Source organism: Aquisalimonas sp. (assembly GCF_007120195.1).
In the GTDB taxonomy this organism is placed as follows: domain Bacteria; phylum Pseudomonadota; class Gammaproteobacteria; order Nitrococcales; family Aquisalimonadaceae; genus Aquisalimonas.
In genome coordinates this window covers 31,697-46,905 of record NZ_SKOG01000011.1, presented here as the reverse complement: position 1 = coordinate 46,905, position 15,209 = coordinate 31,697, and the positions used below count along the sequence as shown (strand labels likewise).

14 protein-coding genes are annotated in these 15,209 nt (G+C 63.6%); 5 read left to right on the top strand and 9 right to left on the bottom strand.

Features of this window, described 5'->3' with window-relative positions:
• Positions 1-13: 13 nt before the first annotated feature.
• Together QZT63_RS01580 and QZT63_RS01575 are read right to left on the bottom strand one after the other, a co-directional pair.
• Positions 14-991, bottom strand: a complete 978-nt coding sequence (locus tag QZT63_RS01580) for a transketolase C-terminal domain-containing protein (RefSeq protein ID WP_290647974.1) — start codon at positions 989-991, stop codon at positions 14-16.
• A 1-nt stretch (position 992) separates the two neighbouring features.
• Entirely contained in the window at positions 993-2,177 is a 1,185-nt protein-coding gene (locus QZT63_RS01575; RefSeq protein ID WP_290647973.1) for a thiamine pyrophosphate-dependent dehydrogenase E1 component subunit alpha, read from the bottom strand.
• 368 nt (positions 2,178-2,545) lie between these two features.
• On the opposite strand from QZT63_RS01575, the gene QZT63_RS01570 reads away from it, so the two are divergent.
• The 5 genes from QZT63_RS01570 to QZT63_RS01550 all read left to right on the top strand — a co-directional run bounded on the left by QZT63_RS01570 (position 2,546) and on the right by QZT63_RS01550 (position 9,592).
• On the top strand, positions 2,546-4,153 hold the full coding sequence (locus QZT63_RS01570; protein ID WP_290647972.1) for a carboxyl transferase domain-containing protein: 1,608 nt from the start codon (positions 2,546-2,548) through the stop codon (positions 4,151-4,153).
• Between the two features lie 18 nt (positions 4,154-4,171).
• The gene (locus QZT63_RS01565; RefSeq protein WP_290647970.1) at positions 4,172-4,963 is read left to right on the top strand and encodes an enoyl-CoA hydratase/isomerase family protein; all 792 of its coding nucleotides are present in this window, start codon (positions 4,172-4,174) and stop codon (positions 4,961-4,963) included.
• 6 nt (positions 4,964-4,969) lie between these two features.
• Positions 4,970-6,970 carry an acetyl/propionyl/methylcrotonyl-CoA carboxylase subunit alpha gene (locus QZT63_RS01560; protein WP_290647969.1) on the top strand — a complete coding sequence of 667 codons (2,001 nt, stop codon included), beginning with the start codon at positions 4,970-4,972 and terminating at the stop codon, positions 6,968-6,970.
• A gap of 68 nt (positions 6,971-7,038) precedes the next feature.
• Entirely contained in the window at positions 7,039-8,469 is a 1,431-nt protein-coding gene (lpdA, locus tag QZT63_RS01555; RefSeq protein WP_290647967.1) for a dihydrolipoyl dehydrogenase, read from the top strand.
• 70 nt (positions 8,470-8,539) lie between these two features.
• Positions 8,540-9,592, top strand: a complete 1,053-nt coding sequence (locus QZT63_RS01550; RefSeq protein WP_290647966.1) for a Glu/Leu/Phe/Val dehydrogenase dimerization domain-containing protein — start codon at positions 8,540-8,542, stop codon at positions 9,590-9,592.
• Between the two features lie 59 nt (positions 9,593-9,651).
• On the opposite strand, the gene QZT63_RS01545 is transcribed toward QZT63_RS01550, so the two are convergent.
• The 7 genes from QZT63_RS01545 to QZT63_RS01515 all read right to left on the bottom strand — a co-directional run bounded on the left by QZT63_RS01545 (position 9,652) and on the right by QZT63_RS01515 (position 15,194).
• Entirely contained in the window at positions 9,652-10,995 is a 1,344-nt protein-coding gene (locus QZT63_RS01545; protein ID WP_290647964.1) for a sodium-dependent transporter, read from the bottom strand.
• Positions 10,996-11,105: 110 nt separating this feature from the next.
• Positions 11,106-11,486, bottom strand: coding sequence for a hypothetical protein (locus QZT63_RS01540; protein WP_290647963.1), 381 nt, complete (start codon positions 11,484-11,486; stop codon positions 11,106-11,108).
• The gene (locus QZT63_RS01535) at positions 11,483-11,848 is read right to left on the bottom strand and encodes a hypothetical protein (protein WP_290647961.1); all 366 of its coding nucleotides are present in this window, start codon (positions 11,846-11,848) and stop codon (positions 11,483-11,485) included. Before QZT63_RS01535 ends, QZT63_RS01540 begins: the two co-directional genes overlap by 4 nt.
• Positions 11,849-11,888: 40 nt before the next feature.
• Positions 11,889-12,452, bottom strand: a complete 564-nt coding sequence (locus QZT63_RS01530) for an SCO family protein (protein ID WP_290647959.1) — start codon at positions 12,450-12,452, stop codon at positions 11,889-11,891.
• A 212-nt stretch (positions 12,453-12,664) separates the two neighbouring features.
• Positions 12,665-13,345 (bottom strand): DUF6064 family protein, encoded by a 681-nt coding sequence (locus tag QZT63_RS01525; protein ID WP_290647957.1) that lies wholly within the window; start codon positions 13,343-13,345, stop codon positions 12,665-12,667.
• A 68-nt stretch (positions 13,346-13,413) separates the two neighbouring features.
• Positions 13,414-14,382 (bottom strand): aldo/keto reductase, encoded by a 969-nt coding sequence (locus QZT63_RS01520; protein WP_290647955.1) that lies wholly within the window; start codon positions 14,380-14,382, stop codon positions 13,414-13,416.
• A gap of 59 nt (positions 14,383-14,441) precedes the next feature.
• Positions 14,442-15,194 carry a VIT1/CCC1 transporter family protein gene (locus QZT63_RS01515; protein ID WP_290647953.1) on the bottom strand — a complete coding sequence of 251 codons (753 nt, stop codon included), beginning with the start codon at positions 15,192-15,194 and terminating at the stop codon, positions 14,442-14,444.
• Positions 15,195-15,209: the final 15 nt, after the last annotated feature.

Sequence of the window (15,209 nt, the reverse complement as noted above, 5' to 3'; positions counted from 1 at the left end):
TGCTCTCCTGCCCCTAGAATTCGACGCTGGCTTTGATGGCCTCGTAGACCTTCAGGTGATCGGGCATGTACTCCTTCTCAAGCGCAAGGGGAAAGGGCGTATCCAGCCCGGTCACCCGTGCGATGGGCGACTCAAGGTAGAGGAAGCAACGGGCCTGGATGGTGGCGGCAACCTCAGCGCCGAATCCCCCGGTCAGGGGCGCTTCATGGGAGACCAGCAGCCGGCCAGTCTTCAATACCGAGTTGGCGACGGTCTCCACATCCCAGGGAAGAATGGTCCGCAAGTCGATGACCTCGCAAGATACGCGTTCCTTCTCGGCCATCTCCACGGCCTGCTCCACCACTTCGATCTGCGCCCCCCAGGCCACCAGCGTGATGTCACTGCCTTCCTTGACGACCTCGGCCTCGCCCAGCGGGAGCTGGTAATCGCTCTCCGGCACATCGCCCACCGAGGCGCGATACAGACGCTTGGGCTCGAAGAACACCACCGGATTGTCGTCCCGAATCGCCCCGAGCAGCAGACCCTTGGCCTGGTGGGCATTGCGTGGTACCACGACCTTCAGCCCCGGGGTATGGGCGAAATAAGCCTCCGGCGACTGCGAGTGGTAATGCCCTCCGGCAATGCCGCCGCCATAGGGGGCGCGGATGGTCAGCCCACCGACATTGAAGAGGTTACCCGAGCGATAGCGGTACTTGGCCGACTCGTTAACGATCTGGTCGAAGGCGGGGAAGATGTAGTCAGCGAACTGGATCTCTGCCACCGGGATCGAGCCCTGCGCCGCGAGTCCATTGGCAAACCCGATAATGCCCTGCTCAACCAATGGGGTATTAAAACAGCGGGCCTTGCCGTATTTTTGCTGGAGATTGCTGGTCGCCCGGAATACCCCCCCGAAGACGCCAACATCCTCACCGAAGCACAGCACCCGCTCGTCCGCGGCCATTGCGGTATCGAGGGCGTGATTGATGGCCTGTAACATGTTCATTCTGGCCATATCAGTCCCCTCCTGTGACCTGGGAGGCGCTCTTGGGATAGGCATCCGGATACTTGCGGATATGGGCCTTGAGCTGGTCTAGCTGCTCGGCGAGCGCCGGGGTGACCTCATCGTAGACATCGGTGACCAAGCTCTCCAGCGGCGGCGGCGGCCGCTTCTCCGCGCGCTTCATGGTGTCCAGGACCTCGCGGCGCATGCTTTCCTGGAGACGCTTCTCGTCGTCCTCGCTCCACCACCCCTTGTCAGTTAGCCAGCGCTGCATGCGCAGGAGAGGGTCCTTCTCTCGCCAGGCCTCTTCTTCCTTCTTGCTGCGGTAGCTGGACGGATCGTCCGAGGACGAATGCCCCGCAAGACGGTAGGTCATCGCCTCGATCAGTACCGGGCGGTTGTCCTCCACCGCCATCCGACGGGCTACCCTCGTCGCCTCATAGACGGCCAGGATGTCATTGCCGTCGACGCGAATGACGTGCATGCGGTAGCCAAAGGCACGCGGCGCCACACCCTCCGCGGCAAACTGCTCAATGGTCGGCGTGGAAATGGCGTAGCCATTGTTGCGGCACAGAAAGATCACTGGAACCTTGTGCACGGCTGCCATATTGAGTGCAGCATGGAAATCCCCCTCTGACGCCGCCCCCTCACCGAAGTAGGTGATGGTGCAATGGCCGTCGCCTGCGAGCTTCTGGCCATAGGCATAGCCAACGGCCTGGGGAATCTGGGTTGCCAATGGCGAGGAAATGGTGACGTAGTTTAATCGGGTCGAGCCGTAATGGACTGGCATCTGGCGGCCCTTGCCGTAATCCAGTTCGTTGCCGAAGAGTTGGTTCATGAACTCGTCGGTGGTGAACCCTCGATACGCCAACGCCCCCTGCTCCCGGTACTGCGCCATGATCACGTCGGCATCATCCAGCGCGGCGGCGCTGCCAATGACCGCGGCCTCCTCGCCGGTGCACTGCATGTAGAAGCTCAGGCGGCCCTGGCGCTGTGCCGCGAGCATGCGCTCATCGAGCACCCGGGTGAACACCATCGCCTGGTACATACGCAGCGCCTTGTCCCGCTCCAGGTGTGGTGCTTCCGCCCCTTCGTACAGCGTGCCGTCCTGCTGCAGGAGCTTGTACGTGGGGATGCGGAACTCGTCCCCATCGGTGAGCATCGGCGTATGAACGTCTTCGGGTGATGGTGTTGTCATGGTCGCCTTCCTGGATATCGCGGTCTGCGGGAGATACACACTCCGGTTAGACAAAGACGGAGGCTACACCAAATGTAGGTCAGTTCCCGGGGGTTTTCGACGCGCGTCGCGCCAATCGTTAGTGTTGGTTCATGCTGCCTTAAACCATAAAAGCATCGAAACGCCGGCCCATGCCAACCTGCGTCAAGCAGCTGGAGATACGCGTGAAAACCGGGTGATCCGTAAGTTCTACGCCCGGTTCCATGGCGAACTCCGACGGCTGTGCTACGCTTTTGCGCGCCGGGGTAAAAACCAGCGGGCAACAGCGGCCCGGCGTGCTGGGGGCCCCGGTGGAGCTGTCACACCGCGAGCGCACGAGGACGGATAGCATGAGCGTGCTGAAATCGCGCGTCGACCCTCGCTCCGAGGAGTTTCAGGCCAATCGCGAGGCCATGGGGGCGCTGGTCACCGATTTGCGCGCCCGCGTCGAGCGGGCCAAGCGTGGTGGAGGTGAGACCGCGCAGCGGCGCCATACCGAGCGCGGCAAGCTGCTGCCGCGGGACCGCATCCGCGTGCTCCTGGACGTGGGCTCGCCGTTTCTCGAGCTCTCGCAACTCGCCGCCACCGGCATGTACGACGACGAGGTGCCCTCGGCGGGGATTATCACCGGTATCGGCCGGGTGAGCGGGCGCGAGTGCATGATCGTCGCCAACGACGCCACGGTCAAAGGCGGCACCTACTACCCCGAGACGGTGAAAAAGCATCTGCGCGCCCAGGAAATCGCCGCGGAGAACCACCTGGCATGCATTTATCTGGTGGACTCCGGCGGCGCCAACCTGCCCAACCAGGACAAGGTCTTTCCAGACAAGGAGCATTTTGGGCGCATTTTCTACAACCAGGCGCACATGTCGGCTGCCGGCATTCCGCAGATTGCCGTGGTCATGGGTTCGTGCACCGCGGGCGGGGCTTACGTGCCGGCGATGGCCGAGGAGAGCATCATCGTCAAGGAGCAGGGGACGATCTTCCTGGCCGGCCCGCCGCTGGTAAAAGCAGCCACCGGTGAGGTGGTCACCGCAGAGGACCTGGGTGGCGCCGACGTGCACTCGCGGGTCTCCGGGGTGACCGACCACTACGCCCTCAACGACGCCCACGCCCTGGGGCTGGTGCGCCGGAGCGTCGAGCACCTCAACACCACCAAACACGTGGCGCTGGAGCTCCGCGAGCCGCGGGAGCCGCTGTACGACCCCGATGAACTCCACGGCGCCGTGCCCGCCGATCTGCGCAAACCCTTTGACGTGCGCGAGGTCATCGCCCGCATTGTCGACGCCTCGGAGTTCGAGGAGTTCAAGGCGCTCTACGGCACCACGCTGATCTGCGGCTTCGCACACATCTTCGGCTACCCCGTGGGTATCATCGCCAACAATGGGGTGCTGTTCTCCGAGTCCGCGCTCAAGGGCGCCCACTTCGTGGAACTGTGCAGCCAACGCGGCATTCCGCTGGTGTTTTTGCAGAACATCACCGGCTTTATGGTCGGCAGCAAGTACGAGTCCGGTGGCATCGCCAAGGACGGCGCCAAGATGGTCACCTCCGTGGCCTGCGCGGCGGTGCCCAAGTTCACGGTGATCATCGGCGGCAGCTTCGGCGCTGGCAACTACGGCATGTGCGGCCGGGCCTACTCGCCGCGGTTGCTGTGGATGTGGCCCAACGCGCGCATCTCCGTGATGGGTGGCGAGCAGGCGGCGAACGTCATGGCGCAGGTCCGCCGGGACGGGTTTGAGCGCAAGGGCGAGCGCTGGAGCACGGAGGATGAAGAGGCGTTCAAGGCGCCCATCCGCGCGCAGTACGAGCATCAGGGCCACCCCTACTACGCCACCGCGCGGCTGTGGGACGACGGCGTCATCGATCCGGCGGACACCCGCATGGTGCTGGGGTTGGGGATTTCCGCGAGCCAGAACGCACCGGCGCAACCCACGCGCTTTGGCGTTTTCCGCATGTAACCCGGGAGACCCGCGCCCATGAACGACGAAGCGGCGATTGTCACCCAACGCGACGGCGGCGTGGCCACCGTGACCCTCAATCGCCCGGAGCGCCACAATGCCTTTGACGATGTCTTTATCGGCGAGCTGACACGTGTCCTGCGCGCGCTGGAAGGCGACGAGGCGGTCCACGTGGTGATCCTCGCCGGGCGCGGCAAGAGCTTCTCCGCCGGGGCCGACCTGACCTGGATGCAGCGCATGGCGGGGTATACCCGCGCGCAGAACGAGGCCGATGCCCTGGCCCTGGCCGAGCTCATGGAAACCCTCGACGGCCTGGCCAAGCCGACCGTCGCCCGGGTCCACGGCGCTGCCTTCGGCGGCGGCGTGGGCCTGGTCGCGTGCTGCGACATCGCCATCGCGGCGGACACGGCCACCTTCTGTCTGTCGGAGGTGAAGCTGGGCCTGATCCCGGCGGCCATCTCCCCGTATGTGGTCAAGGCCATGGGCGAGCAACAGGCACGGCGGTACTTCGTCACCGCGGAGCGCTTCGACGCCAGCGAAGCTGTGCGCATCGGCCTGGTGCATGAACAGGTGCCGGCCGAAGGGCTGGACGCGCGCATCGCGACGCTGCTCAAGCAGATGCGGGGCAACGGCCCCGAGGCGATGGCGGCCTCCAAGGATCTCGCCCGGCGGGTCGGCCGCGGCCCGATAGACCGAGCCATGATTCAAGACACCGCGCAGCGGATTGCCGCGGTGCGGGTTGGCGCCGAGGGCCAGGAGGGTCTTAGCGCCTTTTTGGAAAAGCGCAAACCGGCCTGGTTGGAGGAATGACAGCGGATGCTCGGGACTGTACTGATCGCCAATCGCGGTGAGATTGCCTGTCGCATCGCGCGCACTTGCCGCGCCATGGGCGTTCGTAGCGTGGCCGTGTACTCCGAGGCGGATGCCGACGCGGCCCATGTCCACGCCTGTGATCAGGCTTGGCCCATCGGTGCGGCCCCGGCGCGGGAAAGCTATCTGAACACCGAACGGATTCTCGACGTCGCCCGGCGCAGCGGCGCCGAGGCAATCCACCCGGGCTACGGATTTCTCTCCGAGAATGCCGACTTCGCCGAGGCGTGCGAGCAGGCCGGGATTCGTTTCATTGGACCGCCGGCGGCCGCAATCCGCGCCATGGGCTCCAAGAGCGCGGCAAAGACCATCATGGCCGAGGCCGGGGTGCCGCTGGTGCCCGGTTACCACGGCGAGGATCAAAGCCTCGAGCACCTCGCCGGAGTCGCCGAGGAGATCGGCTACCCGGTGCTCATCAAGGCCTCCGCCGGCGGCGGCGGCAAGGGCATGCGGCGCGTGGATGCACCGCAGGACTTCGAGGAGGCGCTGCGCAGCGCCCGCCGCGAGTCCCAGGCGAGCTTTGGCGATGACACCATGCTGCTGGAGAAATACCTGCTGCAGCCGCGCCACGTGGAGATGCAAGTCTTTGCCGATCGCCACGGCAACGTGGTGCATTTGTTCGAGCGCGACTGCTCGGTGCAGCGCCGGCACCAGAAGGTGATCGAGGAAGCCCCCGCCCCGGGGTTGGGCGAGGCGCAGCGCCAGGCCATGGGCGAAGCGGCGGTGGCGGCGGCGCGGGCGATCGGCTACGTCGGTGCGGGGACAGTGGAGTTCATCATGGACGCCCAGGGGGAGTTCTTCTTCATGGAGATGAACACCCGGCTGCAGGTCGAGCACCCCGTCACCGAGATGATCACTGGCGAAGACCTGGTGGCCTGGCAGCTCGACATCGCCGCGGGCACCCCGCTGCCTCGCTCCCAGGAGGCGTTGACGTTCACCGGGCACGCCTTCGAGGCGCGCATCTATGCCGAGGACCCGGACCGGGACTTTCTGCCGGCGATTGGCACCGTGAGCCGGCTGCGCATGCCCGCCGAGAGCCGCCACGTTCGCATCGACACGGGCATTCGGGAAGGCGATACCATCTCGATGCACTACGATCCCATGATCGCCAAGCTGGTGGTCTGGGACAGGGACCGCGCGGCGGCGCTGCAGCGGCTGCGTCGTGCCCTGCAGGCCTGGACCGTGGCCGGGACCACCACCAACACGCGCTTTCTCGAGCGTATCGCCGCGCATCCGGCCTTCATGGCAGGCGGTGTGGATACGAGCTTTATCGACAGCCACCGGGAGGCCCTGTTCCCCGCGCCTACGCCGGTCTCCGACCGGCTTCTGGCCGCCGCGGCACTCTTCGAGCTGCTCAGCGTCGATCAGGACGCCGCCGCGCGAGCGCAGGGCTCTGCCGACCCCTGGTCACCGTGGCACAGCACCGACGGCTGGCAGCCCAACAGCGACAACCACCACGTGCTGCATTTTCTCGATGGTGAGCAGGACCTCACCGTGGTCGCCCATTACCGCAAGGACTGCTTCCTGCTCGAGCTCCCCGGGGGCACCGTGCGCGCCAACGGCACGCTTTACGCCGATGGCCGCCTGCGCGGGGTACTCGACGGTGTGCACATGGACGCCCTGGCGCTGCAGGCCGGCGACCGCCTGAGCGTCTCGGTGGGCGACGACGCGCGCGAGCTGGTCATCCACGACCCCCTGACCGTCGGCATGGCCGACGAGATCCGCGAAGGCAGCCTCACCGCCCCCATGCCGGGCACCGTGCTCGCCGTCCTGGTCGCAGAAGGCGACCATGTCGACGAAGGGGCCCCGCTAATGGTCCTCGAGGCCATGAAGATGGAACACACCATCCGCGCTTTCGCCCCCGGGCGTGTGGAAAACGTCAACTACCGCACAGGCGATCAGGTCTCCGAAGGCTCAGTGCTGCTCGCCATTGCCGCGGAGGATTAGCCCATGTCAATGCCCATCCGCGAGCTGCTTGCCTATGGTTGTCAGATAAGGTCCGCCTGGGGGTATTCATGAGCAAGGCCTTCGACGTCGTGGTCATTGGCGGTGGTCCCGGTGGATATGTGGCAGCAATCCGCGCGGCGCAGAACGGTCTCAAAACAGCCTGCGTGGATAACTGGAGCAATCGCGATGGGTCCCATGCCTTCGGGGGCACGTGTCTGAACGCCGGATGTATCCCCTCGAAAGCGATGCTCGAGTCTTCCGAACTCTATTACCGGGCCGGGCACGAGTTTGATCACCATGGCATCAAGGTCGGCAAGCCAGGGCTCGATTTGGCGACAATGCTCGAGCGCAAGGCCGGTATCACCAAGCAGTTCACCGGTGGCATCACCCAGCTATTCAAGGCGAATAAGATCGAGGGAATTCCGGGTACCGGTCGTCTTCTCAAGGACGGCAAGGTCGAGGTTACGCCTGCGGGCGGTGGCACAGCTGAGCAGCTCGAGGCTCGGCACGTGATCCTCGCCACCGGCTCCACGCCCGTGGAACTGCCGTTTGCAAGGTTCGATGGCAAGCGCATTGTGGATTCCTGGGATGCCCTGGAGTTCGATGAGGTACCCAAGCGCCTTGGCGTGATTGGCGCCGGGGTGATCGGCCTGGAAATGGGGAGTGTCTGGAGCCGCCTGGGCTCGGAGGTCACCATGATCGAAGCCCAGGACCAGTTCCTGTTCATGGCAGACCAGCAGATTGCCAAGGACGCCCTGCGGCAGTTCAAGAATCAAGGCCTTGATATCAAGCTGGGTGCGAAGCTGGTGGATGCCAAGGCCGGCGGGAATGACGTCAGCATTGTCTACGAAGACAAGCAAGGCAAGCACGAGGCGACTTTCGACAAGCTGTTGGTCTCCGTGGGCCGTCGGCCCTACACCGAGGGTCTGCTGGAAGATGGCTGCGGCGTGGAAATCGACGCGAGAGGCTTCATCACGGTGGACGATGAGAATCGCACCGGGCGCCGGAATGTCTGGGCGGTCGGTGATTGCGTGCGCGGGTTGATGCTTGCACACAAGGCGTCGGAAGAGGGGGTTGTGGTTGCGGACCTCATCGCCGGCAAAACCGCCGAGATGAACCATGATGCCATCCCGTCGATCATCTATACGGCACCGGAAGTCGCCTGGGTTGGCAAGACCGAAGAACAGCTCAAGGACGCGGACGTGCCTTATAAGACAGGCAGTTTCGGCTTTGCAGCCAATGGCCGCGCCCAGGCAATGAATCAGGCCTCAGGGATGGTGAAGATGCTCGCCCACCAGGAGAGCGACGAAATACTGGGCGTCCATATCGTTGGACCGATGGCCTCGGAGCTCATCGCGGAGGCAGTGATGGCGCTGGAATTCCGTGCCAGTGCGGAGGATGTTCAGCTGACTATTCATGCCCACCCGGCTCTGGCCGAGGTGACCCACGAGGCCGCCCTGGCCGTGGACAAGAAGGCAATCCACGGCGTCAATCGATAGCTCCGGTCAGGTTGCGGTGCGCTGGTGTCGATGCCATCAGACTCTGCAAGCATTGCCGAGGAGAAGACTCATGACCGTGTTTACCACTCGGGATTTCGACGATCACGAACAGGTGGTGTTTTGCTGCGACCCTTCAGTGGGCCTCAAGGCCATCATCGCCATCCACAACACCAATCGGGGCCCCTCCCTGGGCGGTTGCCGCATGTGGCCCTACCCCACGGAGGAGGAGGCTTTGCAGGACGTCCTGCGCCTGTCCCGGGGCATGACCTACAAATCCGCGATCTCCAACCTACCCCTGGGCGGAGGCAAGTCGGTGATCATCGGCAACCCCCGTGCCGACAAGAATGAAGCCTTGCTGCGGGCCATGGGGCGCTTTATCGACACCCTGAACGGCCGTTATATCGGCGCCGAGGATTCGGGCACCTCGGTCGAAGACATTAAGGTCATGAATCAGGAAACCTCCTATGTGGCCGGGATTCTCGAAAAACCAACCGACGAGGACCAGGTGCGCAGCGGCGACCCTTCACCCGCCACGGCCTATGGCACCTTCATCGGCTTGCGCGCGGCCGTCAAGTACCGCCTCGGGCGCGATGATCTGACGGGGCTGAAAGTCGCCGTTCAGGGTATGGGAAACGTCGGCTACCGTCTCGCCAAACTCTTGCACGAAGCCGGCGCCAAGCTTTGGGTGACGGACATCTATGACGACCAGGTCCAGCGTGCCGTTGAAAACCTGGGCGCCAACGCAGTGGACAGGGATGCGATATACGGCCAGGATGTTGATGTCTTTGCCCCCTGCGCCCTGGGCTCGGCCATCAATGACAGCACGCTCGCCCAGCTACGGGCGAAGGTCGTCGCTGGGTCTGCCAACAACCAGCTTGCCGAGATGCGCCACGGGGAGGAGCTGATGAAACGGGGCATCCTCTACGCCCCCGATTACGTCATCAATGCCGGCGGCATTATCGATGTTTCCTATGAGCGCATCGGTTATGACCGGGACAAGATGATCAAGCACGTCGAGGGTATTTACGACACCCTGATGGAAATCTTCGAGCGCTCCGAGGCCGCACAGTTACCGACCAACATTGTCGCCGATGGCGTCGCGGAAGAACGCTTTCGCAAATAGAAATGACCGGTGTGGCGGCGGCCCTGCCCAAGGCGCCTGCCGCCACACCCTCGGGCGCGTTACAAGAAAGCGCTAACAAACACGATCACCACGCCGATTGGCGCAACAAAGCGCGCCACAACATTCCACAGCATAGTGCCTGTAGTGCCCATCGCCAGTTCCTGGCGGACACTCTCGCGATCCAGGAACCAGGCAGCGAAGACGACCGCACCAAGACCGGTCAGCGGCAGCAAGAACCTGCTGGTGAAGGTGTCAAGCAGATCAAAGACATTGAGCCCGAACAGGATCGGGAAATCCCAGACATTGAACGACATCAGGGCCGCGATACCCAGCGCCCAAATACAGATGGCGGCCGCCACCGTCGACCACACCCTGGAAAACGGGCTGCGTTCCTGGACGAACTCCACGACCGGCTCCAGCAGGGAAATGGCCGAGGTTAAGGCGGCAAAGGTCAAAAGCAGGAAGAAAATCAGCCCCAGGATCACGCCGCCGGTGATGTTGCCGAACGCAATCGGCAGCGTTACGAAGATCAACCCCGGCCCTTCACCAGGGCTGAGCCCATGCAAGAAGACAATGGGGAAGATCGCCATACCAGCCAGCAGGGCAACAACCGTGTCCAGGACGATCACGGTGCCCGCCGTACTCACCAACTTCACATCCCTACCGAGATAGGAGCCGTAGGCCATCATGATGCCCATGCCCAGGGAGAGGGTGAAGAAGGCCTGCCCCATGGCGGCGATCACCACCTCGCCCGTGACCGCACCCCAGTCAGGACTGAACATGAAGCGCAAGGCTTCGCCGAAATGGCCAGTCGTCATGCCATAGACCACTAACAGCGCCAAAAGGATGACCAAGGCGGGCATCAGGGTGCGGACCGCGGCCTCGAGGCCCTTGGTGACGCCTCGAGCGACGATCCCGACCACGAGCACCATAAAGGCCGTATGCCACAACAGCAGCACACCGGGGCTGCCCAGGAGCGAATTGAAGTGCTCACCGACCGCCTCGGCGTCCTGGTCGGTGAAGGTTCCGGTTACCGTACTCAAGATATAGGCGAGCGACCAGCCACCGATTACGCTGTAGAAGGAGAGGATGAGAAAGGCCGCCAAGATCCCACTCAGCCCGATCAGTATCCAGGCCTGCGTGCGGCCGCCTTCGCGGGCCAGCTTGGCCATGGTATTGATCGGATTGCTCTGGCCACGCCTGCCGAGTATCCACTCGGCGAGCAGTACCGGCATGCCGATCAGCAGCACACAGCCGAGATAAAGGAGCACAAACGCGGCGCCCCCACTTTCGCCGACCATGTAGGAAAAACGCCAGATGTTCCCCAGGCCGACTGCGGACCCTGTCGCGGCCAGAATGAAGACCATCTGGGATGACCATTGTTCGTGGATTAGCTTTGTCATGCATCACCCGTTTTGCGCGGCCGTCGGTCCCATGGAAGGGCGGCTTGTTTTAGTAAAGCGCCTTGTTTATCGGTTCATCGCCAAACGAATCAATCAGCGCTTCCCTAAACCTAGTTCACATCCCTGGTGATGACCATATATCGTGCGGAGACGACCGCGGTGACTACACCGACGATCTGCCCCAGGGCGACGAAAATCGCGCTCACCACGACTGGGGCGGTGATTTCGAAACCGATGCGCCCGAACGCCGCACCGACGATGGCGAGTGCCGTGGCCACAAGCCAGATCAGTGCGGCCGCAACGACGCGGTGGCGCAGGCCGCCGGTGAACCCCACACCCAGGCCGATCAATACCAGCCCCGTCATGCCGAGCCACAGGAAGCCGGCTCCGAGCGCCACCATCCCAGACATGACACCGACGAGGACCATGCCCGCGGCGATCTCGGGCCGAAGCGTGGGGACCGGACCAGGCGCAGCAAACCGGCCGATCACGAGCGGTCCCTGCGCTGAGCTGACAAGTCGATGTTAAAACAACTCGCAAGGGCTGGGCGCCCCGGGACGCGCATAACCCAAGCCACGCGGGACAGATTCTCCGCCGCTCCCGCGTCGATGATCTCGGCCTGATGAAACCCGGGCATGCCTGCCGCACCGTGGTGAACCGCACCCGCGGCGCCCAATTGCTCCAGCACCGCCGGAGTGCCAGTGCCCGGAGCAAACGCAACGAGCAGCCTATCCCCGGGGGACGTTGCGAAGGCGGCCTGATGGAGCACAAGCGCCAGCGTGGCCCCGTAGCCAAGCAGGAAGACCGTCAGGACCAGGCCGGCAAGCCCCCAGCACCTGAGCTTGAGACTCAATAAACCACCCGGGCCGCCCGGGCGAGGCTCTGCGTGCGGCTTAGGCGGCGAGGAGCTTGCGGAGGTCATGGACGATCGCCTCGATGCTGTCCTGGGAGCGGATTAGCAGACGCGCCCGACCCTCACGATCGAACGCCAGCACGGTGCTGCCGTGGACGACAGGATACTCAGCGCCGCCCTGCTCGCGGCCATGCTCGAAACTTGAGCCGTAACGGTTGGCGAGTTTCGTCACGCGCTCCAGATCATGGGTGGCGCCGATGAACTGGGGCCCGTAATGGCGCGTGTACGCCGCCAGGCGCTCTGGATCATCCCGCGCCGGATCGACGCTGACAAAGAGGACCTTGAGCTCGTCCTGCTTGGACTCCGGCAGCTCCCCGATCACCGCACGCAGCCTGGCCATGGTGGTAGGGCATGCATCCGGGCAGGAGGTGAAGCCGAAAAACAGCAGTGTCACAGTACCCTCCAACTGGGTCTCGGTGAAGTCGCCGCCTGTGTCCGCGATCAGCTCGAAGGCAAGTTCGGGGAAATCGGCCTCCAGGCCCTTGGTCCGCCACTCGGCGCCATCGGAACAGGCCGTCAGCAACAACGCGACGGTGAGCGCCATAACCACTGCCAGCGGTTTGCCTGCACCCCCGGGACCGTCTGCTTTGAAAACAGGCGCGCAGCGACGCAACCCGATCAAGCCTCGCTGTGTCACATGCATTCCCCCCGGTCTTCAGGCCAACCCAAGTGCCGAATCACTAACATAGCTCACCCGCGCCCCACGGCAAACAGTCTGCCTCTAGTGTCCTGTAACCGAAATTCGGTTACAGGACACTAACCCGCCGGGCGCCGGCGCGTTCGACGAATGCCTGCCGCAATCGGCTGCACGCCAAGAACCGCGAGTGCGGCACCAAGGACAATCCAGTCCGGGGGCCAATCCAGGGCAAGCGCCGAATAGGCGGCCGCGACGCCAGCGCCAGCCGGTATGATGGCAAGCACCGGGGTCGACCACCCGAAGCGGCGCGTGAGCAACCAACCGCACGTAAGGACGACCGTAGGCTCCGACGCGAGCCCAATCACCCGGAACGCCGGCCACCCAGGGCCCAGCATCAGGTCCACCGCCGGCATGCCGAGCAGAGCATAAAGCATCAACAGCCGACCGAACCACAAGGCGAGACCCGCTGTCTCGCGCGACGCCTGAGGGAGCGCCACAGCAGCCAGAATCAGCAGTGCCCCCTGCCCCATGAACCCCCATTGAAACCAGACCGCGCCGAAAAACAGTGGCTCCAGGTAGTGGCCGTAGAAGATCATTGCCGCCGCAATCCAGCCCGCCGCCAGGACCAGCGCACCAAAACGGGCAACAGCCGCTTCGCCAGGGCGGCCTGCGGCCACGGGACTCCAGGTGGCGACCAGCAGCGCACCACCCGCGGCACCCGCGAGTATCAGCGCGGGCCACAACTCAGCGTTCATCTGCGCGATAACGCTAAACAGCACTTCAAGGGAATACGGAAGCATTTAGTGCCCTGTAACGGAAATTCGTTGTCTTTTGAGCTGCCTGTCCGGCCGTGGAGGGTTACAGGACACTAGAGCCTCTCGAGGTAGGCAATCATTTCGCGGCGGGCGTTGGCATCCGGCAAGGGCCCGCGCATGGCACCCATATTCTCGTGCATGTGCTCGACACGGGAGGTCGCGGGGATTGCGCAGGTTACCGCCTCATGCGAGATAATGAATTTGAGAAAGAACTGCGCCCAGTTGTCGATGGCGTAGTCACCAGCCCAGTCAGGCAGCGGTGCACCATTGACGCGATCGAAGAGGTTACCGCGCCGAAACGGGCGGTTGGCGATGACGGCGATGCCGCGCTCCCGGGCCAGTGGCAACAACCGGCCCTCCACTTCGCGATCGAGCACGTTGTAGGTCAGCTGCACGAAGTCCACGGGCTCGTTACGCAGGATCTGTTCGAGCTCACCATGTCGACGGCCATGGGATGTCGTGACGCCGGCGTAGCGGATCTCCCCCGCCTGCTTGCGATCACGGATGGTCTCCAGGTGCGCCTGCCAATTCACGAGGTTGTGCACCTGCATCAGGTCGAAGCGGGAGATACCCCAAAGCGCCAGCGAGTCGTCAATCTGAGTCTCGCCATCAGCCGTGCGCCGCGTCCAGATCTTGGTGGCAGAGAATTTGTCATCGGTATCGTCGAGACGGTCCAGACAGTCACCGAGCACTTCTTCCGCTGTGCCGTACATGGGTGAGGAATCGATCATTCCGCCGCCCATGTCGAAGAAGGTCCGCAGGACCTCGGTCAGCTGGTCCCGCATCGCCTGATTGGCTCCGACATTGAACGTCACGTACGTGCCCATGCCAATGGCCGGAATGTGCTCGCCGGATCCGGGAATCGCCTTGACGTGCAGCGCGTCGCTCGCCGTGGTGACTGGCGCCGTCAGAGCAGCCCCTCCGGCAACAAGCCCCGGGCGCGCAGCCCAGAACGCCCCCGCACCGAGCGCGCCGGTCATGTGCCGAAGGAAACGCCGCCGTCCTGGAACAAACCGATTCATGGTCAGCAATCGCCCCCTGCCGCTCATCCGAAGAAGCCGCCCCACATGGGCGGATGACGTCAGTTCAGACGCAGATCACCCAGCATCGGTTCGAGGAACAACCCGAACAAGAAGGCAACGACAGCCGCACCACCGCCCATGAGCAAGGTCTCCAAGCCGGCGCGCAGGCGCGACATATCGAGGACAACACCCTTGACCCAGCCGATCGCAAACAAGGCGATGGCAGCGATACCGCCGCTCGCGACAAAGTACTCGTTGCCGCTAAACAGCGGCACCAGGAAAGGCAGCAGCGGCAGCACACCAACCGCGAGAAAAACGGTAAAGGTCGCAAGGCCCGCCCTGGTCGGTGAGGGACCTTGCAGCGCCAAGCCATGTTCCTCCCGGATCATCGTATCCACCCACAGGCGCGGACTGGCGGTGATCGTCTCGACAACCTGCTCCAGCGTGTCACCGTCAAACCCCTTCTGACGAAAGATTTGACGGATCTCCTCCCGCTCACCCTCAGGGACGAGATCGATATGCCGTCGTTCCTGTTTGCGCACACGCCGTCGTGCGTCATCGTCGCTTTTGACTGCCTGGTAGTTGCTAACCCCCATACTAAACGCATCGGCAACCAGACTGGCAACCCCGAGGACGAACGCCACCATGCCTGGCAAACCGGCGCCCGCCACACTGGCAACCACCGCAATAGTCGTGACGCAGCCATCGATTCCACCGAGAATCGAATCACGCAGGTAACTTGGCCTTGGATCAGCCGCCAAACGCCGTCGGATCGCCTCTGGATCGTGACTATGCTCGAGTTCTTCAGACATCGTGACCCCTGCTAT

Excerpts from the sequence above, each read along its gene's own strand:
- QZT63_RS01530 (WP_290647959.1), bottom strand. The coding sequence starts at position 12,452 with ATGGCGCTCACCGTCGCGTTGTTGCTGACGGCCTGTTCCGATGGCGCC.
- QZT63_RS01580 (WP_290647974.1), bottom strand. The coding sequence starts at position 991 with ATGGCCAGAATGAACATGTTACAGGCCATCAATCACGCCCTCGATACC.
- lpdA (WP_290647967.1), top strand. The coding sequence starts at position 7,039 with ATGAGCAAGGCCTTCGACGTCGTGGTCATTGGCGGTGGTCCCGGTGGA.
- QZT63_RS01545 (WP_290647964.1), bottom strand. The coding sequence starts at position 10,995 with ATGACAAAGCTAATCCACGAACAATGGTCATCCCAGATGGTCTTCATT.
- QZT63_RS01520 (WP_290647955.1), bottom strand. The coding sequence starts at position 14,382 with ATGAATCGGTTTGTTCCAGGACGGCGGCGTTTCCTTCGGCACATGACC.
- QZT63_RS01515 (WP_290647953.1), bottom strand. The coding sequence starts at position 15,194 with ATGTCTGAAGAACTCGAGCATAGTCACGATCCAGAGGCGATCCGACGG.
- QZT63_RS01570 (WP_290647972.1), top strand. The coding sequence starts at position 2,546 with ATGAGCGTGCTGAAATCGCGCGTCGACCCTCGCTCCGAGGAGTTTCAG.
- QZT63_RS01565 (WP_290647970.1), top strand. The coding sequence starts at position 4,172 with ATGAACGACGAAGCGGCGATTGTCACCCAACGCGACGGCGGCGTGGCC.
- QZT63_RS01525 (WP_290647957.1), bottom strand. The coding sequence starts at position 13,345 with ATGCTTCCGTATTCCCTTGAAGTGCTGTTTAGCGTTATCGCGCAGATG.
- QZT63_RS01550 (WP_290647966.1), top strand. The coding sequence starts at position 8,540 with ATGACCGTGTTTACCACTCGGGATTTCGACGATCACGAACAGGTGGTG.
- QZT63_RS01575 (WP_290647973.1), bottom strand. The coding sequence starts at position 2,177 with ATGACAACACCATCACCCGAAGACGTTCATACGCCGATGCTCACCGAT.
- QZT63_RS01560 (WP_290647969.1), top strand. The coding sequence starts at position 4,970 with ATGCTCGGGACTGTACTGATCGCCAATCGCGGTGAGATTGCCTGTCGC.